This window comes from Acidithiobacillus sp. TH-A67, assembly GCF_057473545.1.
On the sequence record NZ_JBYCKU010000018.1, the window covers coordinates 1 to 24,558 of the forward strand.

At 58.6% G+C, this 24,558-nt stretch carries 23 protein-coding genes; 17 read left to right on the forward strand and 6 right to left on the reverse strand.

Features of this window, described 5'->3' with window-relative positions:
- The 3 genes from AC2VNM_RS02215 to AC2VNM_RS02225 form a co-directional block, all read right to left on the reverse strand.
- Window positions 1-706: beta-ketoacyl [acyl carrier protein] synthase domain-containing protein (locus AC2VNM_RS02215; protein WP_486912779.1), on the reverse strand; the 706-nt coding region annotated here is incomplete at its 3' end.
- Between the two features lie 2 nt (window positions 707-708).
- On the reverse strand, window positions 709-1,869 hold the full coding sequence (locus AC2VNM_RS02220) for a polysaccharide biosynthesis/export family protein (RefSeq protein WP_486912780.1): 1,161 nt from the start codon (window positions 1,867-1,869) through the stop codon (window positions 709-711).
- A 36-nt stretch (window positions 1,870-1,905) separates the two neighbouring features.
- Entirely contained in the window at window positions 1,906-3,171 is a 1,266-nt protein-coding gene (locus AC2VNM_RS02225) for a glycosyltransferase (protein ID WP_486912781.1), read from the reverse strand.
- 195 nt (window positions 3,172-3,366) lie between these two features.
- Here AC2VNM_RS02225 and AC2VNM_RS02230 point away from each other — a divergent pair, with 195 nt between their 5' ends.
- The 15 genes from AC2VNM_RS02230 (at window position 3,367) to AC2VNM_RS02300 (ending at window position 22,393) form a co-directional block, all read left to right on the forward strand.
- Complete coding sequence (locus AC2VNM_RS02230; RefSeq protein WP_486912782.1) at window positions 3,367-4,425, forward strand: GNAT family N-acetyltransferase; 1,059 nt, start codon at window positions 3,367-3,369, stop codon at window positions 4,423-4,425.
- Window positions 4,422-5,411: an NAD-dependent epimerase/dehydratase family protein gene (locus AC2VNM_RS02235; RefSeq protein ID WP_486912783.1), complete on the forward strand. Its 990-nt coding sequence runs from the start codon at window positions 4,422-4,424 to the stop codon at window positions 5,409-5,411. The genes AC2VNM_RS02230 and AC2VNM_RS02235 overlap by 4 nt, the downstream gene beginning before the upstream one ends.
- Window positions 5,408-6,667, forward strand: a complete 1,260-nt coding sequence (locus tag AC2VNM_RS02240) for a capsule biosynthesis protein (protein WP_486912784.1) — start codon at window positions 5,408-5,410, stop codon at window positions 6,665-6,667. Before AC2VNM_RS02235 ends, AC2VNM_RS02240 begins: the two co-directional genes overlap by 4 nt.
- Window positions 6,651-7,814 carry a glycosyltransferase family 4 protein gene (locus tag AC2VNM_RS02245; RefSeq protein WP_486912785.1) on the forward strand — a complete coding sequence of 388 codons (1,164 nt, stop codon included), beginning with the start codon at window positions 6,651-6,653 and terminating at the stop codon, window positions 7,812-7,814. Before AC2VNM_RS02240 ends, AC2VNM_RS02245 begins: the two co-directional genes overlap by 17 nt.
- Window positions 7,807-8,871: a capsular polysaccharide export protein, LipB/KpsS family gene (locus AC2VNM_RS02250; RefSeq protein WP_486912786.1), complete on the forward strand. Its 1,065-nt coding sequence runs from the start codon at window positions 7,807-7,809 to the stop codon at window positions 8,869-8,871. Before AC2VNM_RS02245 ends, AC2VNM_RS02250 begins: the two co-directional genes overlap by 8 nt.
- Before the next feature lie 89 nt (window positions 8,872-8,960).
- Window positions 8,961-10,430 carry a mannose-1-phosphate guanylyltransferase/mannose-6-phosphate isomerase gene (locus tag AC2VNM_RS02255; RefSeq protein WP_486912787.1) on the forward strand — a complete coding sequence of 490 codons (1,470 nt, stop codon included), beginning with the start codon at window positions 8,961-8,963 and terminating at the stop codon, window positions 10,428-10,430.
- 23 nt (window positions 10,431-10,453) lie between these two features.
- Window positions 10,454-11,572, forward strand: a complete 1,119-nt coding sequence (locus AC2VNM_RS02260; protein ID WP_486912788.1) for a KpsE/RkpR family capsule polysaccharide export protein — start codon at window positions 10,454-10,456, stop codon at window positions 11,570-11,572.
- A complete protein-coding gene (locus AC2VNM_RS02265; protein WP_486912789.1) occupies window positions 11,562-12,371 on the forward strand; it encodes an ABC transporter permease in 810 nt (269 codons plus the stop codon). The genes AC2VNM_RS02260 and AC2VNM_RS02265 overlap by 11 nt, the downstream gene beginning before the upstream one ends.
- 3 nt (window positions 12,372-12,374) lie before the next feature.
- The gene (locus AC2VNM_RS02270) at window positions 12,375-13,031 is read left to right on the forward strand and encodes an ABC transporter ATP-binding protein (protein WP_486912790.1); all 657 of its coding nucleotides are present in this window, start codon (window positions 12,375-12,377) and stop codon (window positions 13,029-13,031) included.
- 23 nt (window positions 13,032-13,054) lie between these two features.
- On the forward strand, window positions 13,055-13,711 hold the full coding sequence (locus tag AC2VNM_RS02275; RefSeq protein ID WP_486912791.1) for a DUF4214 domain-containing protein: 657 nt from the start codon (window positions 13,055-13,057) through the stop codon (window positions 13,709-13,711).
- Between the two features lie 3 nt (window positions 13,712-13,714).
- The gene (locus AC2VNM_RS02280) at window positions 13,715-18,388 is read left to right on the forward strand and encodes a glycosyltransferase (protein WP_486912792.1); all 4,674 of its coding nucleotides are present in this window, start codon (window positions 13,715-13,717) and stop codon (window positions 18,386-18,388) included.
- The gene (locus AC2VNM_RS02285; protein ID WP_486912793.1) at window positions 18,385-19,305 is read left to right on the forward strand and encodes a hypothetical protein; all 921 of its coding nucleotides are present in this window, start codon (window positions 18,385-18,387) and stop codon (window positions 19,303-19,305) included. The genes AC2VNM_RS02280 and AC2VNM_RS02285 overlap by 4 nt, the downstream gene beginning before the upstream one ends.
- Window positions 19,306-19,316: 11 nt before the next feature.
- Complete coding sequence (gene gmd / locus AC2VNM_RS02290) at window positions 19,317-20,357, forward strand: GDP-mannose 4,6-dehydratase (protein ID WP_486912794.1); 1,041 nt, start codon at window positions 19,317-19,319, stop codon at window positions 20,355-20,357.
- Window positions 20,357-21,241, forward strand: coding sequence for a GDP-mannose 4,6-dehydratase (locus tag AC2VNM_RS02295; RefSeq protein ID WP_486912795.1), 885 nt, complete (start codon window positions 20,357-20,359; stop codon window positions 21,239-21,241). Before gmd ends, AC2VNM_RS02295 begins: the two co-directional genes overlap by 1 nt.
- Before the next feature lie 102 nt (window positions 21,242-21,343).
- On the forward strand, window positions 21,344-22,393 hold the full coding sequence (locus AC2VNM_RS02300; RefSeq protein WP_486912796.1) for a hypothetical protein: 1,050 nt from the start codon (window positions 21,344-21,346) through the stop codon (window positions 22,391-22,393).
- Window positions 22,394-22,593: 200 nt separating this feature from the next.
- On the opposite strand, the gene AC2VNM_RS02305 is transcribed toward AC2VNM_RS02300, so the two are convergent.
- Together AC2VNM_RS02305 and tnpA are read right to left on the reverse strand one after the other, a co-directional pair.
- Window positions 22,594-22,878, reverse strand: a complete 285-nt coding sequence (locus tag AC2VNM_RS02305; protein WP_486912797.1) for a type II toxin-antitoxin system Phd/YefM family antitoxin — start codon at window positions 22,876-22,878, stop codon at window positions 22,594-22,596.
- A gap of 254 nt (window positions 22,879-23,132) precedes the next feature.
- Window positions 23,133-23,306 (reverse strand): IS66 family insertion sequence element accessory protein TnpA, encoded by a 174-nt coding sequence (tnpA, locus tag AC2VNM_RS02310; RefSeq protein ID WP_486912799.1) that lies wholly within the window; start codon window positions 23,304-23,306, stop codon window positions 23,133-23,135.
- A gap of 96 nt (window positions 23,307-23,402) precedes the next feature.
- On the opposite strand from tnpA, the gene AC2VNM_RS02315 reads away from it, so the two are divergent.
- Window positions 23,403-23,678: a type II toxin-antitoxin system TacA family antitoxin gene (locus tag AC2VNM_RS02315; RefSeq protein ID WP_483166670.1), complete on the forward strand. Its 276-nt coding sequence runs from the start codon at window positions 23,403-23,405 to the stop codon at window positions 23,676-23,678.
- Window positions 23,678-24,178 (forward strand): GNAT family N-acetyltransferase, encoded by a 501-nt coding sequence (locus AC2VNM_RS02320; protein WP_483166669.1) that lies wholly within the window; start codon window positions 23,678-23,680, stop codon window positions 24,176-24,178. The genes AC2VNM_RS02315 and AC2VNM_RS02320 overlap by 1 nt, the downstream gene beginning before the upstream one ends.
- A gap of 106 nt (window positions 24,179-24,284) precedes the next feature.
- Here AC2VNM_RS02320 and AC2VNM_RS02325 read toward each other — a convergent pair.
- The coding region (locus tag AC2VNM_RS02325; protein ID WP_486912798.1) for a PD-(D/E)XK nuclease domain-containing protein at window positions 24,285-24,558 on the reverse strand (274 nt) is incomplete at its 5' end.

The window sequence follows — 24,558 nt, forward strand, 5'->3', positions numbered from 1 at the left end:
GCACATACCCATCGGCGCCTTCCTGAAAGGGTCGACTACGACCACTGGCGGAAAGCATGGAAGCCTTGGAAAAAATGAGGAAGCCGAAGGGATGCAAGTGCAGGTTGATGGCCCCGCTGAGGGCCAGCTCACATTCCCCTTGCAGCAGAGACTCACAGGCCCGGTGAAAGGCCACCAGCCCCGAGGAACAGGCGGTGTCGATGACCAGGCTGGGGCCCCGCCAGTCGAAGACGTAGGAGAGCCGGTTGGCGGCAATGCTGGCAGTGACCCCAGTGGCCGAATTCGGTCCCAGGGCAGCCAGGTCGTCGGCAAAGCGATAGCCATAATCGCTGCTCGCCAGACCCAGAAACACGCCCGTGGGGCTGCCGCGCAGGCGACGGATGGGTTGCCCTGCCTGGACCAGCGCCTCCCAGGTCATCTCCAGCAACAGCCGCTGTTGCGGGTCCATGGCTGCCGCTTCCCGGGGCGAGATGCGAAAGAAGCCAGCATCAAAGCCGGCTACGTCGCCCAAGCTCCCCGCGGCAAAGGTCACGGAAGTACCGGGATGTCCGCGCAGCGCATGCGCAAAAGCCGATTGCCCCCAACGGTCGGAGGCCACCTGGGTCAGCAGCGACTTACCAGCAACCAGGGCTTGCCAAAAGTAGGTGTCGGCCCGCTGCGGCAGTCGCGTTGCCTGGCCAATTATGGCAATGGCATTTTTGATCATGATTACTTGATGACGCCGGCTGAGGTCAGACCTTGAATGGGATAGACAATCTGCACGATGAGACCCAGAAACTTCTGCAGGTCGGTGACTGGAGCACTCGCCACGTAGATCAAGTCATTGTTTTGAATTGGGAATTCTTGGGCCGCGAAGAGGGTGGCAGGGTTACTGAAGTCAAAGCGGAATACCACCGGTACCTTGCCATCGACCAGCGGCCCCTTGGCCAAGCCCGGTACGAGTTTGGGAGATTCCAGACGAAACACAAAGACCGCCCGGGCATCGGCCTCGTTGCCGTTGATACCGCCGGCACGAACCAGGGCCTGCGCCAGACTGATCCCGGATGCCTCAAAGTCCACTTCTTTGCTTTGCTGGGTCGCCCCCATGATGGTGACGCGCAGGGGCTGATAGAGCGCCGTCAACACATCTCCCGAGCGTAGGGAGATGTTCTCCTTGGGATTAGCGATGATGTCTTCCAGGGGCAGGCGCAGGACCTGCCCACTGCGGGAAAGCTGGATAGTGACCTTGCTGACGGGTTGCACCACCCCACCAGCGGCAGCCAGGGCCTGCAGCACACTGACCCCACCGGGTTCCATGGGCACCTGTTTGCTGTCTTTCACATTGCCCACCACCGAGATGCTCTGCGCACGATTGCGCACCAGACTCACCACCACCTGCGGATCGTGGGCCTTGCCCTGTAGGTCGGCCCGAATTTCTGCAGCGATCTGCTGCGTGGTTTTGTCGGCGCAGGGGATCTCGCCGGCAAAGGGCATGAAAATCTGCCCACCGGCGTTCACCATCTGCGGCGGAATGGTGGTCATGATGGAGCCCGATGGTGTCGTCGTCGAGGCCACGCTGGGCGAAAACAGCATGGCCGGCGGTGCTTCCCAGATATGCACTTCGAGCACATCACCGGGACCCACGGTATAGAGGCTCGGCGCCGGGTTGCGGAACTGATTGAGGAGGGCCAGGTCCGGCTGGTAGATTTCTTGGTGAAACACCCGGGCCAGCGCGTAGTTTACGTCTACCAGACGAATGCCCTGCAGGGCCTTGTTGTGGCCTACATCGTTGACCGCCGCAGCGCGGGGGCCGGCGTAGGGCAGATACGCAGAACAGCCTCCAAGCAAGGTCGTCAGCAGCAGTGCGGCGGCGTAAGAATAAGGGCGCAAGTTTTGGGGTTCCTATCTAAATTCTTGGAAATGCTGCTAATGATATTCAGCCAATTTATGAGCAATGCTACCGCCCCTGCCAGTGACTGACAAGTCGATGTGCCGACTGTCGATGTGCCGGGCCGCCAATCGGGTCAGGAGCGCCTCGATGGCCGTGGCGGCCACTGCCGCGCCATCCTCGGCAGCCAGCTCGGGCGCGACCCTGCTCAGAGCTGGCCAGGATCGATCCATGCTCTGCGCAAGAGCATGGGCAATGGCTTCGGGACGGCGCTGTGGCCATTGCCCAAAGCCGCGCTGCAGGGCGCGGCGGGTGTTATCGAACTGATCCCAGACCGAGGGTAGCAAGACCGAGGGCACCCCCAAGCCCACTGCCCAGCTCAATGCACCGATGCCGCCGGAGTGAACGACGGACGCGGCCCCGGCGAAGAGCTGCGAATAGGGCAGATAGGGCAGAGCCAGGAAGTCTCGCTTCCCCCCTACCAGCCCATGATGGCTCGGGCGCAGCGCAAATACCGCGCGCCGACCCGCAATCTGGCAGGCGCGTTGGGTCACCGCCACAAACCCACGCGGATCGCGGCGATCTGCGCCCCCGGGCGCCACCACTACGGGCGGCGCTGCGGCGGCCAGAAATTCTTGCAGGCGCTGCAAAGCCGCCACATTCTCCAGGCTGGGTGGAAGCTGGGGGCAAAAGCCAGTGAGCAGCACTTGCGCAGGCAAGGCGTCGGCCTCCACGAGGTGTGGCGATGCCAGGAGAAGGTTCAGCCAGGGCGAGTGCAGCCCTTCAAAACAGGGATGCCCCGGCATCTCGACCGCCAGGCGCCGGGCCAGGCCGGCCAGGCTGCGGAACTGCCAGGCGGCCCGCGACCGCGCCAGTCTGAAGGCAACTTGCTGCATGGCAGAAGAATCCGGCAGAGTGCGCTGCAGTCGAGCCAGCACCGGCCACCAGGGGGGATCGGCGCGGGTAGCAAAGGCCAATGGCGAGGCCGAGGCATAGACCCAGGGCTTCTCCAGTTTTCTGGCGAGCAGGACGGCGGCGGGTACCAAAGGGTTGGCCAGCAGTAGGTCGGCTCGGTCAACAAGATCCCGCAGCACCGTTAGCCCTTCCTCGGAAGGCGGCGCAAAGGGTTCGCTGACGCCATCGAGGGCCTGGAAGCGTACGCCGGCGTCGCGCGCCAGGACAGCGTGCTGGCGGTCGCCGGCCAGCAGCATTTCATGCCCGCGATCGCGCAGGGCCAGGAGCACCGCGAGCAGAGGCAGCACATCGCCAAAGCCGCCTTTGGCGGCAATCAGAATTTTCGCCATGATGGGGTGCTATCCCGCGGCAAGGAGAAGAAGCTGTCAAGACCCTGTAATGGTGCTAGACTATCGTCCGCCCAGTCAGATAATAGATTTTCCTTATGATAAGGGGAACAAATCCTGCAAAGCACACTCTACTCCACCATCGACGAAGTACCAGAGTCCATTTGGCAGCATCTTGGCAGCGGTCATTCCACAGCCTTGGACCCGCGCTTCTGGCGGGTGCTGGAGGCATCACAACTAGCGGGCTTTTCCTATCGTTATCTGGTGCTGCAGGATGAACAGGGTGAGCCCCAGGCCTTTCTCGGGCTCTACTCGGTGCTTACGGACATTGCCATCTTTGCTCCGCCCTTCCTCAAGCGCATTCTCGCCCCTATTCGCTGCCGCTGGCCGGGCTTTTTGAAATGGACGATGCTGGAGTGTGGCACGCCCATCACCATCGTCAGCCCCCCCATCGCGCAGGTAGCGGGGTTGCCGCGGCAGCAGCTGGTCGATCGCCTGGCTAGCGAGATGCGCCGCCTCGCCCGGGCGGAAGGGCATCTGTTGCTCGTGGTGCGGGATTTTGAGCCTGCGGCAGAGGAGTATCGAGAGGACTTTGCCCGCCATGGTTTTCACTGGATCGCGGGGTTGCCCAATACCTATCTGGATCTCCCTTGGAGCAGCCCGGCGGAGTACCATCAGGCCATGCGCAGCTACTACCGCAGCAAGCTGAAAAAACACCGACGCGCCAATGAGGCGCTGGGAATACGCCACGAACTGCGAAGGGATTTTATCGATCTGGCCGAAGTTCTCAGCGCGCAATGGCAGATCGTTCATGATGCCGCCAAGGAGTTTCAACGCGAGATCCTCACCCCGCAATTCTACCGGAGTTTTTCGGAAGAAATGGGCGACGATTCTCTGGTCCTGCTCTTTTATTGTGGTGACGAATTGGTGGCGCATGCCCTGCTGCTGCGCGACGGAACCTTGATGCGCTGGCTGTACGTGGGGCGGAACGCCGCACAAAACGATGGCCTCTACCTGCATGTGGCCGCTACCGTGGTCGATACCGCTATCGAGCTGGGTGCCGAGCGACTGGAACTGGGGTTGACCACCTACGATGTCAAACTCGATCTCGGCGCTACTGCGGTTCCCATCGCCATGGCCCTGCGCGCCCGCTGGGCGTGGATGAATCCCTTCGTGGGCTGGGGCTACCGCGTCCTTAACCAGGTGCCACGGCCCGCTGCCCGACAGGTTTTCAAAGAGGGGAAGGGCAAGTCATGAAGCCCGTTTTGGTTACCGGCGCCACGGGCTTCATCGGCGGACATCTGGCCCAACGCCTGCTAGGGGAGGGCATCCCTATACGTCTGCTGGTCCGTGATCCGCAGCGCCTTTCGGCAGCTCTCCAGCAGGGGGCGCAGATTTACGTGGGCGACCTAACCCAGCCAGACAGCCTGCCCGCTGCCGTGCGCGGGGTCGGACGGGTCTTTCACTGCGCCGCCAATGTCCGCACCTGGGATCTGCGGGAATCCTACTGGCGGGTCAACGTGCACGGCCTTGGCCATCTGCTCGATGCCCTGGCGCAAGCCCCGGAACTGCCCGAGCGCTTCGTGCACTTCTCCAGTGTCGACGTCTACGGCTTCCCAAAGGAACCCGCACAGGAAAACGCCCGCTTACAGCCCACGGGTTTTGGCTATGGCGACAGCAAACAGGCAGCCGAGGAACTGCTGTGCCGCCGGGCCACAGAAATGCACCTGCCCTGGACCATCCTGCGTCCAACGAATGTCATGGGGCCCGGCAGTCCGTTCATCGAGCGCATCGGCAGCGAAATTCGCAGCGGCTTGATGCTCAAGGTCTCTGGTGGAGAAGCGGACTGCGGCTATCTGGATGTGCAGAACCTGGTAGATGTCGCCCTCTGGGCCGCCCACCACCCCAGCGCAGAAAGCGAGATATACAATGTGCGGGACCCGATCTTGATATCCTGGGCGCAGTTTTTACGAGACCTGCGCCAGGGCCTGCGGGGACGTGGAGTAATTCTGAATTTGCCCTACGCGCTGGCCCTGGCCGCCGCCCAGGTCATCGCCGCCCCGTACGGCTGGCTGCGCCTGCGCGCCGAGCCCTTGCTCCATCCCCTGCTGGTGCAGATCTTTGGCCGGACCTGTGGCCATTCCCTCGAAAAACTGCAGGCTGCCGGCGCCCCTCTGGGGCGCATCCCTTATGGCCAGAGCCTGCAAATGGCACTGGGGCTGGAGACGCCCCCGGCTAGATGACGCCGCATATCGTCTTTTTGCAGGGCATGCCCTCACCCTTCTTTCGGCGCGTGGGTCACTGCCTGGTCCAACGGGGCTGGCGGGTGACCCGTATCAATCTCTGTCCCGGCGACTGGATCTTCTGGCATGACCAGTACAGTACCGCCTATCGCGGCAGCTACACTGCCTGGCCGGACTACATCCGTGCGTTCTTCCAGCGTGAGCAGGTCAGCGACCTGATGCTCCTTGGCGAGCAGCGCTATTACCATCGCGAGGCAGTGGCCATTGCCCAGGAACTCGGCATTCGTGTCACCGTTACCGACTTTGGCTACCTGCGCCCGGACTGGATCACCCTGGAGCGGGATGGCATGAGCGGTGCCTCCCATTTCCCCAAGGATCCGCAGGAGATCCACGCCCTGGCGCAGCAGGCAGCGGTCCTCGATTGGGGCGCACGCTTTAGCGACAACGCCCAGCAGATGGCCATGGGCGATCTCAGCTACAATTTCAGCAACCTGCTAAGCTGGGCACTGGGCTTTCCCCGCTATCGGCGCAGCGATCGCCGCCCCCCTGCCATTCCCTACACCATCGCCAGTGGTTGGCGCCTGCTCGGTAACCGGCTGCGGCAGCGGCGCGTTACCCGGCAGGTCGAGGAGATCACTGGCGGCTCCCAGCCCTATTACCTGTTTCCGATCCAGCTCAACTTCGATTTTCAGATCATTGCCTACTCGCCCTTTCCGCAGATGGAGGACGCCCTGGAGCGGGTTTTTGCCTCCTTCGCCCGCCATGCCCCGCCGGAGTCGCTGCTGGTGGTCAAGGAACACCCCTGGGATCCGGCCCTGCCCAACTGGGAGCGCTACGTGCTCCGCCGCGCCCGGGAACTCGGCCTTGCCGATCGTATCCGCTATCTGCGCGGTGGCCAGCTCAACCAGCTCATTCAGAAGGCCCGCGGAGTGGTTCTGGTCAACAGCAGCACCGCATTGCGGGTGTTGCAGTTGCATCGGCCGCTGCAGGTGCTGGGCGGTGCCGTCTTCGACATTCCCGGCCTCAGCCATCAGGGTGGACTGGATCGCTTCTGGACTGAGGGCCGGGAGCCAGATCCGCAGCTACGGGAAGATTTTTTTACCGCCCTGGCTGCCACGGTGCAGGTGCGTGGGGTATTCTTCCAAGAACCGGGCCTCAGCGAGGCGGTCATCGAAACCTGCCAGCGCCTGGCAACCCACAGCGTTGGCCGGCTCAGTGTGCGGGAGGAATGTCAGGTAGATGACGAAAGTGCGTGACCGGGATCTGCTCATCGACCTGACCCGCCTTTGCAGCCGCCACCTGGAGGGGCTGCAGCCCACCGGCGTGGATCGGGTAACGCTCGCCTATCTGCGTCACTACCGCGCCCGCGCCCAGGCCCTGGTGCGTCACGGAGGGCGCTTGCTGCGTCTTTCCCATCGGGCCTCCGACCGGCTCTTTGCCGCCCTGCTGGGCGAGTCCGCCAATCCCCGCCGCGACATCCAGTTGAGTGTCGCGGCTACCCATCTGGCCAACCTGCGGCCCAAGGCCGGCAGTGTGCTCTTTCACCTCAGTCACAGCGGCCTGGAAGACCCCATCTACGCCCGCTGGTTGGGCGCACTGGACCTGCACCCGGTCTATTTCGTTCACGACCTCATCCCCATGACCCATCCCGAATACGCCCGCCCCGGCGAGGACCAGCGCCACCGCCAGCGCCTGAGTACCATGGCGAGCACCGGGCGCGGCCTGATTTTCAACTCTACTGCCACCTGGCAAAGTTGCCAGGAACATCGTCGTCAGCAGGGAGTTGCTCCCAGGGTAGAGGAGCTCATCGCCCCCCTGGGCGCCGAGCCCTTGCCCCGGCCCTGTCGGGAGCGGCCCTTCGCCGATCCCTATTTTCTGGTACTCGGCACCATCGAACCGCGCAAGAATCATCTGCTCCTGTTGCAGCTTTGGCGGTATTGGCTGAGCCTCGGCGAGATCGTCCCCAAGCTGGTACTCCTGGGGCGGCGGGGTTGGGAGTGCGAGCAGGTCATCGACCTGCTGGAACGTTGTCCAGCCCTGGCCGGACAGGTAGTGGAGCTGCATGGCTGCGCCGATCAGGAACTCAGCAACTGGCTGGTGCACGCCCGCGCCTTGCTCTTTCCGTCCTTTGCCGAAGGATTCGGCTTGCCGGTGGTGGAGGCGCTGAGTGTGGGCACGCCGGTTATCGCCACTGACCTGCCGGCATTCCGTGAAGCCGCTGGCAGCATCCCCGAATATCTCGACCCCCTGGATGGACCGGCCTGGCTCAGCGCCTTACGCGACTATCGGGACGGCGGACCCCGCTACCACGCCCAGCGTGCCCGCCTACGCCAGTTCCGCGCCTGGCGTTGGGAGGACCACTTTGCCCTGGTCGATCCCTTCCTGGCAAGACTACGTGACTAAGCAAAAAAAGGCGCCAGCGCCCATCCCCAAGCACTTGCAGGCCCTGCCCGATGATCTCCTGGTCTGGCGCTTCCCGCGCTGGAAATGGCGCTTTCTGCGGCGCTGCTTTCCCGGTAAACGCCTGCACTTCGTCGAGCAGGAAAAATCCCTTTCCGGTCCTGCGGCGTTGCTCCTCTGGGGCAGCAGTCCTGTCCCCGATCTGCGTGTTCCCCTCCCGGTATTGCGCATGGAAGATGGTTTTTTGCGCTCGGTGGGTTTGGGAGCAGAGCTCACCCGCCCGCTGTCCTGGGTTCTTGATAGTCGCGGTATGTACTACGATGCACGTAGTCCTTCGGATCTGGAGTGGCTGCTGGCGGATGGCGAATTTTCGCCGGAGGACTGTGCCCGGGCACAACGACTGCGCGAAGAGATTCTTCGCCACGGCATCAGCAAATACAACGTGGGGGCCAAAAGTTGGCAGCGTCCCTCCCAGGCGCAGCGGGTGATTTTGGTGCCTGGTCAGGTAGAGAGTGACGCCGCCCTGGCCCATGGCAGCCCCTGCCTGCGCAGCAATCTGGAGCTGCTGCGCCAGGTACGTGCCGCCAATCCGCAAGCGCTGCTGATCTACAAACCGCATCCCGACGTGGTCGCCCGGCTGCGGGCGCTGGGTCAGGGCGAGGCGCAGGCGCGCGAATATTGTGACGTCTGGCTTGATGATGTCCCCATGGAGCGTCTTCTGCAGCAGGTGGATGAGGTGCACACCCTCACCTCGCTGACGGGTTTCGAGGCCCTGCTGCGCGGCAAGTCCGTGCATTGCTACGGGCAACCGTTCTACTCCGGCTGGGGGCTCACGGTCGATCACTGCCCCCTGGCGCGGCGCACGCGGCGCCGTAGTCTCGACGAACTGGTCGCCGCCGCGCTGATTCACTACCCTCTGTATTTTGGCCCCCGGGGCCTCATCACTGCGGAAGATGCAGTTGCCCTGCTGGTGCACTGGAAAGAGCGCAGTCAGGGGCGCAAGCCCTGGTGGCAGGAGCCATACCGCGCCATCCTGCGCCGGGTCATTGGCGTGCGCTAGCCTGGGACTGAACCTGTTTCCATTGACCGGGTTTATGGCGGATGGTACTTTGCAAGCATTCATAATGCCGAGGCCTTCCGGAGCTGATCATGAAGCATGATCCAGGATCATCTACCACGCAAAGCACGCCGCCCCTCGTTCCCGTCATTCTCTCCGGGGGCACTGGCAGCCGGCTCTGGCCCCTGTCCCGCAAGCAACAACCCAAGCCCTTCATCCCCTTGCCCGATGGCGAAAACCTCCTGCGTAAAACCTACCGCCGGGTGCAGAACCTGAAACATGCCGGTCGCGTCTTGATGGTCACCAATCGAGATTACTATTTTCTATCACGCGATACGCTGATGGAGATAGCACCGGGCACCAGTTCCGAGGTCTCCTATCTGCTCGAACCGCAAGCCCGCAACACCGCCCCGGCCATTGCCGTTGCTGCCCTCTGGGCCCAGGAGCAGGTAGGGGAAGACGCCGTGCTGCTGGTGCTGCCCAGCGACCACCTCATCAGCGACCATGCCAGTTTTGCCGAAGCGGTATCGCGGGCCATGGAACTGGCCGCCCAGGGCTATCTGGTCACCTTTGGCATCCTCCCCACCGCGCCGGAAACCGGCTACGGCTACATCGCCGTGGGCGAATCCCTGGCAGGCGGCTACCAGGTGCAGCGCTTTCTCGAAAAACCCGCCCGCGCCCAAGCGGAAAGCTATGTGGCCGATGGCCGCCACTACTGGAATGCCGGCATTTTCTGCTTTTCCGCCAAGGCCCTGTTGCAGGGCATGGCTGCCCACGCCCCGGAAGTGCTCATGCCCGCCCAGATGGCTTATGAAGAAGCACAAGGGAATGGCGACACCTGGTGGCTGGGTGCCGAATTTGCCCAGAGCCCGGATATCTCCATCGATTACGCCCTTCTGGAACATGCCGAGAACATCGCCGTGGTGCCCGCCAGTTTCGACTGGAACGACCTGGGGGCCTGGAGTGCCATGGGACAGCTGTTACCGGAAGATTCCTCAGGCAACCGCGCCCATGGTGAGGTGCTGCTGGAGCAGAGTCAGGACTGCGTGGTATATGGCAGCGATCGCCTCACTGCCCTGCTGGGGGTGGGCGACCTGCTGGTGGTCGACACCCCCGATGCCCTGCTCATCGCCCGCAAAGACCGCGATCAGGACGTGAAAAAGATCGTCGATCGCCTCAAGCGCTCGGGCAACCCGCTGGTAGACACCCACGTTACCGCACATCGGCCCTGGGGCACCTACACGGTGCTGGAAGAGGGTGACCATTTCAAGATCAAACGGATTCTGGTCAAGCCCAAGGAAAAACTCTCCCTGCAGATGCATCATCACCGCAGCGAGCACTGGATTGTCGTCTCCGGTACCGCCAAGGTGGTGGTAGGCAAAGAAGAACGGCTGGTGATGACCAACGAATCCACCTTCATCGCGGCCGGTACCGCCCACCGCCTGGAAAACCCCGGCGTCATCCCCCTGATACTGATCGAGGTACAAAGCGGCGCCTATCTGGGCGAAGACGATATCGTCCGTTTTGAAGACATCTACGGTCGCACCGAAGTCCCCGCCTGAGTCTGAAAAGCACTGGAGTCTCTTTGTTCGCTGCGTTCTGGAACTGGCTGCGCAATCTCAGCAAGATGTTCATTTTTGTGGTTCTGGTCCCCACCGGACTGTCCATTCTCTACTTTGGCATCATCGCCTCGCCGGTCTATATCAGTGAGGCCAGCTTTGTTGTCTATAGCCCCGGCGAGCGCTTCAGCAGCAGTGGCGGCCTGGCCAGTCTGATTGGTGGGCTTGGCGGCAACTATTCTTCCAGTGCCTCGCAGACCATTTCGGCGTACATCAGCTCCTGGGATGCCATGATGGCCCTGAACAAGGCCGTCAATCTAAAAAAGCAGTACAGCCATGGGGTAGATTTTCTCGATCGTTATGGTGGCGTCTTTCATCCTTTCACCAACAACGTGCGTTTGTGGCGCTACTACCAGTCCATGACTGACGACCGCATCGACGCCACCAGTGGCATCAGCACTCTCAAGGTACGGGCCTACAGCCCGGCCATGGCACAAAAGATCAACGCCCTTTTGCTCGCCAAGGGGCAGGATATCGTCAACCAGCTCAATGCCGGCGCCCATGCCGAGGCGGTACGCTTTGCCGAGACCGACGTGCAACAGGCGCGGGAGGCGTTGCGGCAAAGCACCATCGCCCTGGCCGATTACCGTAACGGGCAGCGGGTCATCAGCCCTCTGCAGCAATCGCAACTGCAACTGGCGCTAGTCGCCAAGCTGCAGGATCAGCTCATTCAGGAAAAGACCCAGTTGCAGGCCATCGAACAGCACGCGCCGCAAAACCCCAATATCCCGGTCTTGCGTTCTGGCGTACAGGCCCTGGAAAGCCAGATCGCCAGCGCCAAGGCGCAGATCACCGGCGATCACCAGTCCCTGGCCAGCAAGGATACAGAGTACGAAACCCTGCAGGTGAATCAGGACATCGCCCAGAAGATCCTAGTGGCCGCCGTCACCGCCTTGCAGCAGGCGCGCATCACCGCGCAGAAGCAGGAACTCTTTCTGGAAACCATCAGCAGCCCCAACCTGCCCGACGCACCACAGTTGCCGCGCCGCATCGAGGGTATTCTCGCGACCCTGGTCATCAGCCTGATGGTCTGGGGCGTGCTGGTCGTCGTCGTGGGTGGCATCAAGGAGCACCATGAGCGCTAGCTTGCCCAGGGAAAGCCTCTGGCGGCAGTTTGCCATCCAGCGCCGGGTCATCTGGGCGCTGGTAATGCGCGAGACCATCACCATGTATGGCCGCGAGGGCTTGGGGGTGCTGTGGATCATTGCCGAGCCGTCGATGTTTGTGGTCGGTGTGATGATCATCTTTTCGTACATCGAGGCGGCCTATATCAATGGTATTACCGTGGCCGAATATCTGGCCGTCAGCTACCCCACGCTGTTATTTTGGCGGAATGGTACAGGGCGGGTAACCAAGGCTATCGATGTCAATCGCTCCTTGCTGCATCACCAGCTCATCCGCCCGATGGACATCATTTACGCCCGTATTATTTTGACCTTTGCCAGCGGTGCTGGGGCCTTCATGGTACTTTATCCCATTTTTACCTTTATTGGGGTGACCCATTTGCCAGTCCACTGGTATGCCTTTGGTATGGGGTATCTGTTGGTCATCTGGTTCTCCTTCGGCTTTGTGCTAATCATGGCGGCCCTGGCAGAATTGTCGGAAACCATCGAAAAGACTTCGCACATCATTTTGTACCTGATGCTGCCGTTTTCGGGCGTCTTTATTCCCATGTATATGGTGCCGGAACCCTACCGGCATTATCTGCTGTATTTTCCGTTGATCGACTGTGTGGAATACTTTCACCACGGTTATTTTGGCAGCCAGATGCCGACCTATTACCACATCCCGTACACCATTGTTGCTCTGCTGGCCATGACGCTCTTTGGCTATACCCTCACGGAACTGGCCATCAAGCGGGTCAAAGTGCATGGGGGGGCGTAACAGATGCTGCAAGTGCGAAACCTCAGCAAGTATTACCCCATCCATCACGGGCGTTCCAAGAGGATGATTTTGGATAACGTCAATCTGACGATCAAACCCGGTGAAAAATGGGGCATTTTGGGCCGCAACGGAGCGGGTAAGTCGACACTGGTGCGGGTTATCAGTGGATCGGAGTCAGCCAATAGTGGGGAGATCCACAGGGGTATGTCGCTATCCTGGCCTTTGGCTTTTGGCGGCACCTTTATTGGGAGCCTCACGGGCAAGGATAATGTGCGCCTCATTGCGCGGGTCTATGCGGTAGACTACGCCAAGATGCTGACCTATGTAGAGGGCTTTGCCGAATTAGGGGAGTATCTGGGCGAGCCGGTAGAAAATTATTCCGAGGGTATGAAAGCCCGGCTGGCTTTTGCTATTTCCATGGCCATTGAGTTCGACTGCTACTTGATCGATGAGGTCATGGCGGTAGGAGATCACCGCTTTACGGAAAAATGCAATCATGAACTTTTTCAGAAGCGAGCGAGTCGAGCCATGATCCTGGTTTCACACAACACGGAAGTGATCCGCACCCACTGTGACCATGCCGCACTGCTGGAAAACGGCAAACTGCAGATTGTCGAGTCGGTTGAGGATGCCATTTACCAGTATGAAAGTCTTTTGTAATCACTTTTATTTCGGAATTGTTTATGCCCACAAACGCCATTGATCTGACTGCACTGCTGGATGCGCCCAGTGAAGAGTTTCTCCCACGTGCCTACCAGGAGATCATTGGCCGAGAACCCGATGCCGGTGGATTGCTGCATTACATCGTGCGACTGAAAAAAGGACTGCCGCGCGAGTTGATTCTGGCCGAAATGCGCCACTCCGCCGAAGGCCAGGCAATAGCCTTCATCGCCAGATCAGAGCAGCTCGACGCCCTTCACGCAAGCTATCTGAAGCTGCGCGACCTGCCCCTGGGTAAGCTGCGCTGGAAGCTGCTGCCCAGGTTTGGGCAACAGCCGCACAACGACGCCCGCTTCGATTGGACGGGCTGGGTCAACGCCTTCACCGACCGGCAGCAGGCGCAGAAATTTGAACGCCTACGCGAGCAGCAGCAACCTGCCTTGCAGGCCGCAGCGCAGGACAACCCGCCGAGCAGCGAATTGCGCCAGCAGTTGCATGAAATCGCCACCGCGCTGCAGGTCGCCGCAGCTGCGTTGCAAAGCAAAGGCGCGCCGGAGTCTGCCGTGCGCCCCTTGCGCGAAGCCAGCGCATCGCTTCAAGCTCCACACCCCGACGTCAGCGCCGTGCCTTGGGAGGCCAGGCAGGCGCTGCATTGGCTGGCCCAAGCGGTGAGGAGCTGAGCCATGCACATCCTCATCGACCTACAAGGTGCGCAGAGTGAGAGCCGCTACCGGGGCATCGGGCGCTACGCCCTGCAGTTTTCTCTGGCGCTGGCCCGGCTCGCCCGCGGCCAGCACCGCATCGCCCTGCTGCTCAACACCGCCTTTGCCGACACCATCGACCCGCTGCGCGAAGCCTTCGCCGATCTGGTGGCGGACGAAGACATTCACCTCTGGACGCCGCTGACCCCCTGCCACGCCCTCGACCCTGCCAACAATTGGCGCCGCGCTGCTAGCGAAGAGCTCTACAACGCCAAGATTCGCCAGCTCCAGCCCGATTGGTTGCTGATCACTAGCGTGTTTGAAGGTCAATGGGATGGCGCAGTCAGTGCGGTAGGACACTCTACTGTGTCTACGGCTGTGATTCTTTATGACCTCATTCCGCTCATTCACAAGGAAAAATACCTTGCTCATCCGGTGGCCAGCTGCTGGTACCATCATCAACTCGCCTGGTTACGAAATGCTGATTTGCTATTGTGCATCTCCAATTCTTCGGCGCAGGAGGCGATAGATTATCTGAATTGTCCTCGAGATCGACTGGCAGTTATCTCTTCTGCTACGGATGATAGATTCAGAGTCATAAATATTGAACAGGCAAAAAAAGAGGAGTTAGTAAGAAAGTATGGAATTACTAGAAACATTGTCATACGTGCTGGAGAGCCAACAGACTCGCACAAAAATGTCCCTAACCTCATTGCGGCGTACTCAAAACTTCCACAATCTATTCGGCAAGAGCACCAGCTAGTACTTGTTTATGATGTGAGCGAGGAAGCACGAAAATTCCTACGTACCGCCGCCAAACAGCACCATTTATTGGATGATGAACTTATACTTACGGGCCGCGTATCAGATGATGATCTTGTGGCGCTGTACAACATAAGCACTCTCTCTGTATTACCATCGTTGCACGAGGGCTTTGGTCTCCCTGCTTTAGAGGCGATGGCTTGTGGGACGCCAGTCCTAGCGAGTAATACAACCAGCTTGCCCGAGGTTGTCGGGCTTGATGAGGCGTTATTCGATCCGCTGAACGTCGATGAGATTGCCGCTCTGATGCAACGGGCACTGAGCGATGCCGACTTCCGTACAAAACTCTCGAAACATGGCATGCTGCAGGCCACGAAATTCTCCTGGGAAAAGACCGCCCAGCGCGCCCTCGAAGCCCTGGAGTCTCACGCGCTTCCCAACACAAAGTCCAATCTTGACACGCTGCCGACTGCCCAACCACAGCACAAACCGCTGCTAGCCTATGTATCTCCTTTGCAGTCGGCGAAAAGTGGCATTGCCGACTATTCTGCCGAGTTGCTTCCCGAACTTGCCCGACAGTACGACATCGAAGTCATCGTCCATCAGGAAGAGCCGCTCACCGACCCCTGGGTGCTTGCCAACGCGAGGCAGCGCAGCGTCGAAGAGTTCGTCGTCCGCGCGCAGCGCTACGATCGCGTGCTCTATCACATTGGTAATTCTCCTTACCACGCGCACATACCTGATTTGCTTGAGCGCGTGCCCGGTGTGGTCGTGCTGCATGACTTTTTTATGGGCAGCATCTATCAGATGCGTGAGCACAGCGGTACTGCTCCCGGTTGCTGGAGTCATGCTTTGCTGCATTCGCACGGCTGGGAGGCATTAAAAAATAGACTCCAAGTCAAAAACGAAGAGGAGATTATTGATCGCTGGCCCTCCAATTTGCCGTTAATTCAACGCGCGCTTGGCGTAATTGTCCACTCTGAATATTTGCGGCAACTCGCTGTGCAGTGGTACGGCCACGGTTTCGCTGTGGACTGGGCGGTCATCCCGTATTTGCGCCAAACCATTCCAAGGATTGATCGGCAGGCCGCGCGTGCGACTTTGGGCCTCCAAGACGACGATATGTTGGTATGCTCCTTTGGTGTGCTTAGCGCTTCCAAGCTCAATCATCGCCTGGTCGATGCTTGGCTGGCTTCCGACCTAGCACATGATCCGCGCTCCAGGCTGGTTTTTGTCGGACAGGCGGATGGAGAATACGGCGATCAGTTACTGCAGCGCATGCGCGCGGCGCGGGCTCGCATCAGTATCACCGGTTGGACAGAGGAAAGCACCTACCGCAATTACCTAGCTGCTGCAGATATGGCCGTGCAGCTACGCGACATCAACTATGGCGAGATTTCAGGAACTGTTCTCGACTGCATGAATGCAGGTTTAGCCACCATCTGCAACGCTAATGGCAGTCTGGCAGAGCTGCCGCACGATTCGGTCTGGATGCTAGACGAGGATTTTTCCAATGTGGACTTGATCAAGGCGCTGCAAACCCTGCGAGCAAATACCGCACGGCGTAAAGAGCTGGGCAGTAAGGCGCAGGTCCATATCCGCGAGCACCACCAGCCGAGAATATGTGCGGGGCAATATGCCCAGGCCATAGAGAGCGCGTATGCCGATGCACAGCAAGGGATGCTCGGATTTGTGGACACAGTGCGCTGGCTTGGTTCGTCGAATCACTTAGGCGATCTGGCGCTGGCGGCCGTCCATGTTGCAGAGCAATTTCCACCGTTACGTCCCAATGTTCGTCAATTGTTTGTTGATATTTCAGAACTCCATAGGCGTGACGCCAAAACTGGTATTCAAAGAGTTACTCATAGCGTGATCACGACACTCGTCGATATTTCTCTAGAGAATTATCGGGTCGAGTTCGTATATCTGTCTGGGGAAGGGTATCGCTATGCCAGGGGTTTTACGGCTAACCTTTTAAAAATAAATGGTCAGTATGAAGATGATCTTATTTCTCCCAGATACGGTGATGTATTCTGGGGCGTTGATTTGCATCCCGGCGATATTCCGAGTCGGTCGCAGATTTTCCGTAGCTGGCGTTTGCACGGCGTTAAAGTGATTTTTACTGTTTATGATCTCATTCCGTTGAGTCTTCCTCATACCTGTGACAACAATGTGTCCGATTCTTACCTAAAATGGTTTCAGATCTTGCCAGAAATCTCAAATGGCCTCATCGCCATTTCTGAAACTGTTGCTCGCGAAATCAAACAGTGGCTCTCGCTATTTGACTCCCAGCAAACGCGGCCCATTCAGATCGGTTGGGCTCACCTCGGCTCAGAAATGGTTGAACATGCGAAAATTGACCACCAATGGCAGCCTAACCCACAACAGCGACGGACTCTCGAGGCCATTGCTGGCTGTCCCGCTTTTCTCATGGTGGGCACCCTAGAGCCGCGTAAAGGTCACGCACAAGTGATGGCCGCATTTGAATGGCTGTGGGCTCAGGGGCACAAGATCAATCTGGTCATCGTAGGCAAGAAGGGCTGGAAGCTCGATGAACTAGTAGAAATGATTCGCCAACATCCAAAGCTGGAGCGACATCTGTTTTGGTTAGAAGCTATCGATGACGATTATCTAGAGGCTGTTTATGCCGCCAGCGCCTGCCTGATTGCCGCCTCTTATGGCGAGGGCTTCGGCCTGCCGCTGGTGGAGGCTGCGCGGCACAAGCTGCCCATCCTGGCACGCGACATCCCGGCATTCCGTGAGGTCGCCGGTTCTCATGCCAGCTACTTCTCCGGCCTTGGCCCCGTCGATCTTGCCGATGCCGTGCTGCAATGGCTGGAGCGCGCCAAGGCGGGGTACACCATCTCCTCCGAAGGCATGCCCTGGCTCACCTGGGCGCAAGCCACTCAAGCTATGCTCAAGGTGGTATTGGACGATCAGTGGCAAGATCGCTGGGTACCGCAAAAAGATGACACGCTAGTGGCTCGCTATTGGGGTTCCGACCCGCGCCTGTTCACCGAGGTGGGCGAGCGAACCGGTACAGCCTTATGGAGCACGGGGCAGGCCGGGCATTTGCTCTACGGACCGTATCTGTCTTTGCCGCCGGGGCGCTATGTGGCCACACTCACCGGCAAGGTCGGCATTGCCGGAGTCAATGGCGTTATCGCCGATGTCTGTATCGATGGCGGCAAGGAGATTCTGGCAGATTGCGTCCTGCAAGGATCATGGCCAGAGCAGGAGCAAACCCTCGCCCGGTTGGAATTCACCCTAACGCGTCCCGCGCAACAGCTCGAAGTGCGCGTCGAGACCCAAGAGATGAGTGATATCGCCATTGCCATGTTGGAAATCCGCCGAGCCGACGGACTGCCGACTCCCCAGTTGCCGCCTGCGACAAGAACAGCAAAGGAAGCCGAACCCGTTCTCGCCTATTGGGCAACGCATCCGAAGTTGGCCTCACCCATTGGCTATGCCGCAGGTCGCACACTGTATTCCACCGCCAAGACAGGTTATCTTTTGCGTGGTCCCCATGCGGCATTGCCCGCGGGTCGGTATGTGGTGCGGATTTATGGCGGGATGCAAGGCGATGGCCAGGTGCGTGCGGATGTTTGCATTTCCCAAGATACGCAGATTTTGGTTGAGCGAGTGCTGTCCGGCGAGGCGACTAAAGGACGAGACGGCGTGCTGGTGGCGATGGAGTTTGAGTTGAGATGGTATGTTAGTGACCTAGAGGTCAGGATCGATGTCTTGAAAACTTCTGATATTATGCTCAACGGATGTCGTGTATATGCTGGACATGGCGAGATTGTTTATAGCATGGATGCACAGAAGAGTAGCACCCGAGAAGTCTCCGACTCCCTTGAAACAGAAAATGAGAAACAAGAGGAGATGAAATGAAAAATTTTGGCTTATTTTATTGTGCCACTAATAATGTCTTTGATAGACTGAGTTCATCGCTTGAAAAGCAAAAATACTTCCCGGCCGATGCCTCGAATGCCTCATCTTTCCTTGTGACCGATTGCGCCATTGAAAAGATCCCAGAACATGTGCGCGCCTCCTTTGATAAAATTATTACATGTGACCCCTGGGTTCTTATTGGTGAAAGGCGTTTTTTCAGTTTATCAATCTTGCGCAATACTTCGATTAACGCCGCCATTGAAATGAATTTGAGTGGAATATTGTTTTGCGATTCAGACACAATAATTGTTGATTTTGACGTTTCCAAAAGCATAGATTTTGCGATACCAAATGTTTATTGGCAGAAAAGTTCCGAAGAAACCATCGAACAGTCTTTAGATAATATTCAGTCGGAAGAGTCACCATTTTCCAATGGAAACTCTTGGTTTTATTTGTCGAGAAAGATGTTTTCAGAATATCGGTTCAATGAAAAAATAATCGGTTATGGGTATGAAGACATTGAGTTTTGGACCCGCGTAGCTGTGAAATGCGAACTGAAGACGGGGATGGGGACAATAGTACATAATTTTCATTCACACCAAGAACGAATGATCGATCCAGTTCTTTTTGACAGGAATAGATTTATTTGCGAATGCACTCAGAAAGCCATATCTCAAGGTCTTTCAATTACTCATCAAAATGTTTCGGCATATCATGCGGTTCATCCGCATTGGGAGAACGATATTATCCTTATCCATGAGGATTCTCGATTTTACCGACTTAACGCTCGTGACGGCGGCAAATTTGTCATGAAAAAGGATTGCTCTATTACCCTTGTTTGGGATAATAAGCAATGGAATGAAGAGAGTTTCGATATTCAAGGCGGAATTTTGGAGTATTCACCAACTAATGATTAAGGAGTAACGAGGTGGGCGAAAAAATAGCAATCATCACCGGCATCACGGGCCAAGACGGTGCTTATCTCACCCAGCTTCTGCTGGAGAAGAATTACACGGTCTATGGCACCTACCGCCGTACCAGCTCGGTCAACTTCTGGCGCCTGGAGGATTTGGGTTTAGCGCAGCACCCGAACCTGCACTTGGTCGAGTTCGACCTTACCGATATGGGCTCTGCCGTGCGCCTTCTGGAAAAAAGCCAGGCCACCGAGGTCTATAATCTCGCGGCGCAGAGTTTTGTCGGGGTGAGCTTCGATCAGCCGCACACCACAGCGCAGATCACCGGTATCGGCGCGCTGAATCTGCTCGAAGCCATCCGTGTGGTGAATCCCAAGATTCGCTATTACCAGGCCAGCACCTCGGAAATGTTTGGCAAGGTACATGCCATTCCGCAGGATGAAGAAACCTTCTTCCATCCGCGCAGTCCGTATGGTGTCGCCAAACTATACGCGCACTGGATCACGGTCAACTACCGCGAGAGCTACGACATCTTTGCTGCCAGCGGCATTTTGTTTAACCACGAGAGCCCGCTGCGGGGGCTGGAGTTTGTCACCCGCAAGATCACCGATGGCATGGCCAAGATCAAGCTCGGCAAGCTAGAGACACTGGAATTGGGCAATCTGGATGCCAAGCGCGACTGGGGCTATGCCAAGGAATATGTCGAAGGCATGTGGCGCATGTTGCAGGCCAACGAGCCCGACACCTTTGTGCTGGCCACCAATCGCACCGAAACCGTGCGCGATTTTGTGACCATGGCCGCCAAGGGGGTGGGCATCGAAATTGAGTGGCGCGGCAAGGATGAGGGCGAAACTGGGGTGGATACCGCTACGGGCAAGACCATCGTGCGCGTCAATCCCAAGTTCTACCGCCCTGCCGAGGTGGAGTTGCTGATTGGTAACCCGGCCAAGGCCAAGAACAAACTTGGTTGGGAACCCAAAACGACCCTGGAAGAGCTCTGCGCGATGATGGTCGAAGCCGATGTGCAGCGAGTGCAGTCCGGGGTTTGCTTCTGATGACGGTACTGGTCACGGGCCTCGGCGGTTTTACAGGACGCTATCTGGGGGACTTCCTGCTCGCACGGGGTGCTCGCGTGCTTGGCTTGGAGCCGCCGGATAGTGCAGCGGGAGAGGGATGTTTCTGTGATCTCACCGATGCCGAGGCGGTCCATGCCACTGTCCATGCCCTGCAGCCCACGCATGTCGCGCATTTGGCAGCGATCTCGTTTGTAGCACACGGAGATGTGCGTGCCATCTACGAGGTGAATCTGCTTGGCACGCTGAATCTTCTCGAAGCCCTGGCCACACTGCCAACGCCACCGCAACGGGTACTGTTGGCGAGTTCTGCCAATATCTATGGGACGCCGAATATCGAAGTGATTGACGAATCCATCTGTCCTGCACCGGTCAATCATTACGCCACCAGCAAGCTCGCCATGGAACAGATGGCGCGCAGCTATGCCAACCGTTTGCCCCTGGTCATCACCCGTCCTTTCAACTACACCGGACAAGGCCAGGACGAGCGCTTCCTGATACCCAAAATCGTCAGCCACGCCCTGCGTAAGGCACCGATCATCGAACTGGGGAACCTGGACGTGAGCCGGGATTTTTCGGATGTGCGCGATGTCGCCGCCATCTACACGGCCTTGCTGCTCGATGCGCCGAACGCGGTTGGGCAGACCTTCAACATTTGCTCTGGGCAGGCGTATTCCCTGCGCGAGATATTGCAGATGGTGGAGGAGATCAGCGGGCATTCCATGGAGGTACGGGTCAACCCGGCCTTTGTGCGTGCCAACGAAGTGCCGCGCCTGCTCGGATCCAATGCGTTGCTGCGCCAACATACGGGACTGGCACCGCAAATTCCTCTGCGGGAAACCCTGCGCTGGATGCTGACCGCATAGTATACAACCGGGCCAGCTCCTTTCAGAGGGCTGCGAATGATTTGTGGCTGGCCTCGGATACAATGGAGATCCGATGATCCTTACTGATGCGGAGGGGCATGGATGGGCCGGGAAGCGATCTTTATCCATTCGCTGTGGCGCTCGGGGAGCACGTGGCTTTTTGAGCGCTTTCGTCGCGCCGAAGATCGCTACTGGTGTTATCAGGAACCCTTTCATGAAGCGCTGGTAGAGTTGAACGGTGACCCCGATGCTCTGCTCGGTTTTGCCGACGAAACGGCCCGCTCCCTGCGCCATCCAGCTCTGACCCGACCATATTTCTGTGAATTTCATGCTCTGCGGGATGCCCTGCACGGCAAGTTCTCGCCCTGCATGAGCTATGCGTCTTTCTTCGACCCAAGCATTTGTCCAGGCTTGCAGGACTATGTGCAGACCTTGATCAATGCCGCACCCGCAACACCCGTATTGCAATGTTGCCGCTCTTTTGGGCGGGTGGCCTATCTGCGGCAGACCCATGGCGGCGTGCAAATCCATTTGTGGCGCGATGCCGTAAGCCAGTGGTTTTCGTATCAGATCAACGACTACTTCGACATTGTGAGTCTTTTGGTGTTGCAGGCCAGTCATCCCCCCGAGATGTTGCTGCGCCTGCGGCAGGAGATCGCTTTGCCAGCCTTGGAAAGTGAGGACTTTGTGGCGGGGTGCGAGCAAATGCGCCAGGTGTCGCTCGGCTGGGAGCAGCGCTATCTCGTGTTCTATGCCCTCTGGTTATATAGCCTGGTGCAAAACCATCCCCTTTGCACAATCGACATCAATCTCGACCGCCTGAGCGAGGATGACAAATATGCGGAAACGACTGCCACTGCATTGCAGCAGGCGGGGATCGAGGGTGTGGATCTTTCCTCTGCACGATCGCCGGTGGTTTTTCTGGATAAAGCCGAACGGGAAAAATTTCGGCGGGTAGAACAGCGGGTAGAGCAGTTGTTTCTGGATAGCGGCGTTTCTGAAGGTCTGTTGCAGCAGGCCGCCCAGTATCGCGAGCGCCATCGCCCCCGCCGGCGTCCTACCATTGCCGCACTGCGACGCAATGCACAGCAGGCCAGGGATATGGCGCTACGCTATGCCGACCGTCTTGCAGAGCGGAGCAGAGAATCGTGAAGCGTTTACAGAGCGGACATGGTCGGGCAACCGGCTTCACCAGAGAAGAACGCCCCTCAGCGAGCGGTTACAACGTTTCCGCCGAACCGCAGATATCCGCGCTTTGCAGTGCTTGGAGTAAGGCCCGGCGAGGGACAGACTCAGGCCGCAGCAACGCGCTGACCAAGACACTGGTATCGAGGATGACGCGCACTGAAGATTTAGTGCCCGTCCTTCACCAACTGTCGGATATCCGCATCGGTGAGCGTTTCGGCGCGTGGGCTACGCTGCCCATCACTGCGGGAAAAAAGCTCCTGAAAATCGGCCAGAGCATTCTTTCGACGCTGCCGCGACTCCTGGAACGCCGCAAAGGCTTGCAGTTCGCGGGCAGAAAGCAGGACGGCGCTGGGTCTCCCGTGCCTTGTTATGAGGACAGCATCCTCCTGCACCTTGTCCAGAAGTTCCCCAAAGTGATTTTTGGCGTCCGCCGAGCTCATCTTTATCATCGCGATCCCTTCCTGTTGTTCGACTTGGACAATATAGCTGTTTTAGCCAAGCGAAGCATCTGCGACAACCTCAGTGTGGTTCAGCATCCCCGCTGTGTGTTCCTCGATACTGGCTTCATCGTTGGGCCGGGAGCAAAGGGCGGCGGAGTGGTTCCATCCCCGCAGAGTAACCGCTCTCTGAGTGGCGTTCTTCAGAGATGGTTGTGGATGCGGTACAAATCGGAGCGCAGGGGGTTGGCGGCGAATTGCTCTTTTCACAATCTGGGGATGAGTTGGGCAACGTCCCTGGCAGGGTGGGTGGCCACCCGCTGGGGTTCGTGAGCTTCGACCCGCAGCTTGCGTTTCCAATACTGAAAGGTCGCCACCGCTATACCCGCTTGGGCACAAAATGCTTTCTGGCTCAGGCCACAAACCTTCTGTTCGTCGATTAGTCGTTAGTGCCAAAGGTGGTGGACGCATACAAGAATTTGCCGGTGTGCGCACAAATGGTGCACAATACTAAAGGGTATCGTCAGGAGCCTGCCATGCCAAGCATTGTCAAGGACACCCGCCTGCACATCCGCTGCGATCGGGAGGTTCGGCGGCTGCTCGACAAAGCAGCGGCCTACACGCATATGAGTGTGTCCGAATTCGTGCTTCGCAACGCCGTCGAACAGGCACGATCGGTGGTGCAGACGTTTGAGTCCATCACCCTGTCTCAGGATGATTTCGCGACTTTTCTGGACGCGCTGGATGCACCGGCTACTCCCAATTCGGCCTTGCAACGCGCATTTGTGCGCCACGCCAAGCATGTGCGCTGATGGACTTCGGGATTCGTCCGCTGGATGACGAGGCGGATACCATCGGATTTGCCTGTGGGGAAGCTGCGCTCGATGAATATCTGCGGCACTATGCCAGCCAGGATATCAAACGCGGCGTGGCGCGTGTTTTCGTGGCCTCACCGGTGGAGGCATCGCGGGCGGTTGCCGGTTTCTACACGTTGAGCGCTGCCAGCGTTGCGGCAAATACACTGCCCGAGGATTGGCGCAAGAAGCTCCCGCGTTATCCGGTGCCGGTCGCGTTGATCGGCCGATTGGCTGTGAGCCGGCAGTACCAGCGACAGGGTCTGGGGTCGATCCTTCTAGTGGATGCGTGCAAGCGCGTTGTTGCCGCCAGCCAAACGCTGGCGGTCGCAGCCATTGTGGTAGATGCGAAATCCGCGCAGGCGGCGGCGTTCTACCAGCACTTCGGCTTTATCGAACTGCCTGGCCAGCCCGGTCGCTGGATGTTGCCACGCTCATACTTTGCCGCTTTGGCTTGAGTCGCCGCTTTTTCGCCGTGCTCAGCAGGGCGAGGAAGTCATCATTGCGCATCGCGGGGTGTAGCTGTGGACAGCTGATATGCGTTTGCAAGACGCAGGGCACGCTTCAATCGATGCTGCCGGATGCTTCTGCCTGCCAGTTGACGATGCGCCGCTCTTGGCGCGAGAACTCCACGCCGACCTCGATGACCTGAGCGATGCCCGGCGCGCCGCGGTACTTGGCGGCGTAGTCCCTGGCCTGTAGTTGCGCTAGGGCGCTGTTGCTGCCCGGACTGGCTTCGTCGGTGTCATCGACCACCTTGAACTCGAAGGCCCAGATGATGTTTTCGACGCGTGCTACCAAATCGCAGCGTCCCTCGCTGGTTGCCGCCTCGGCGGTC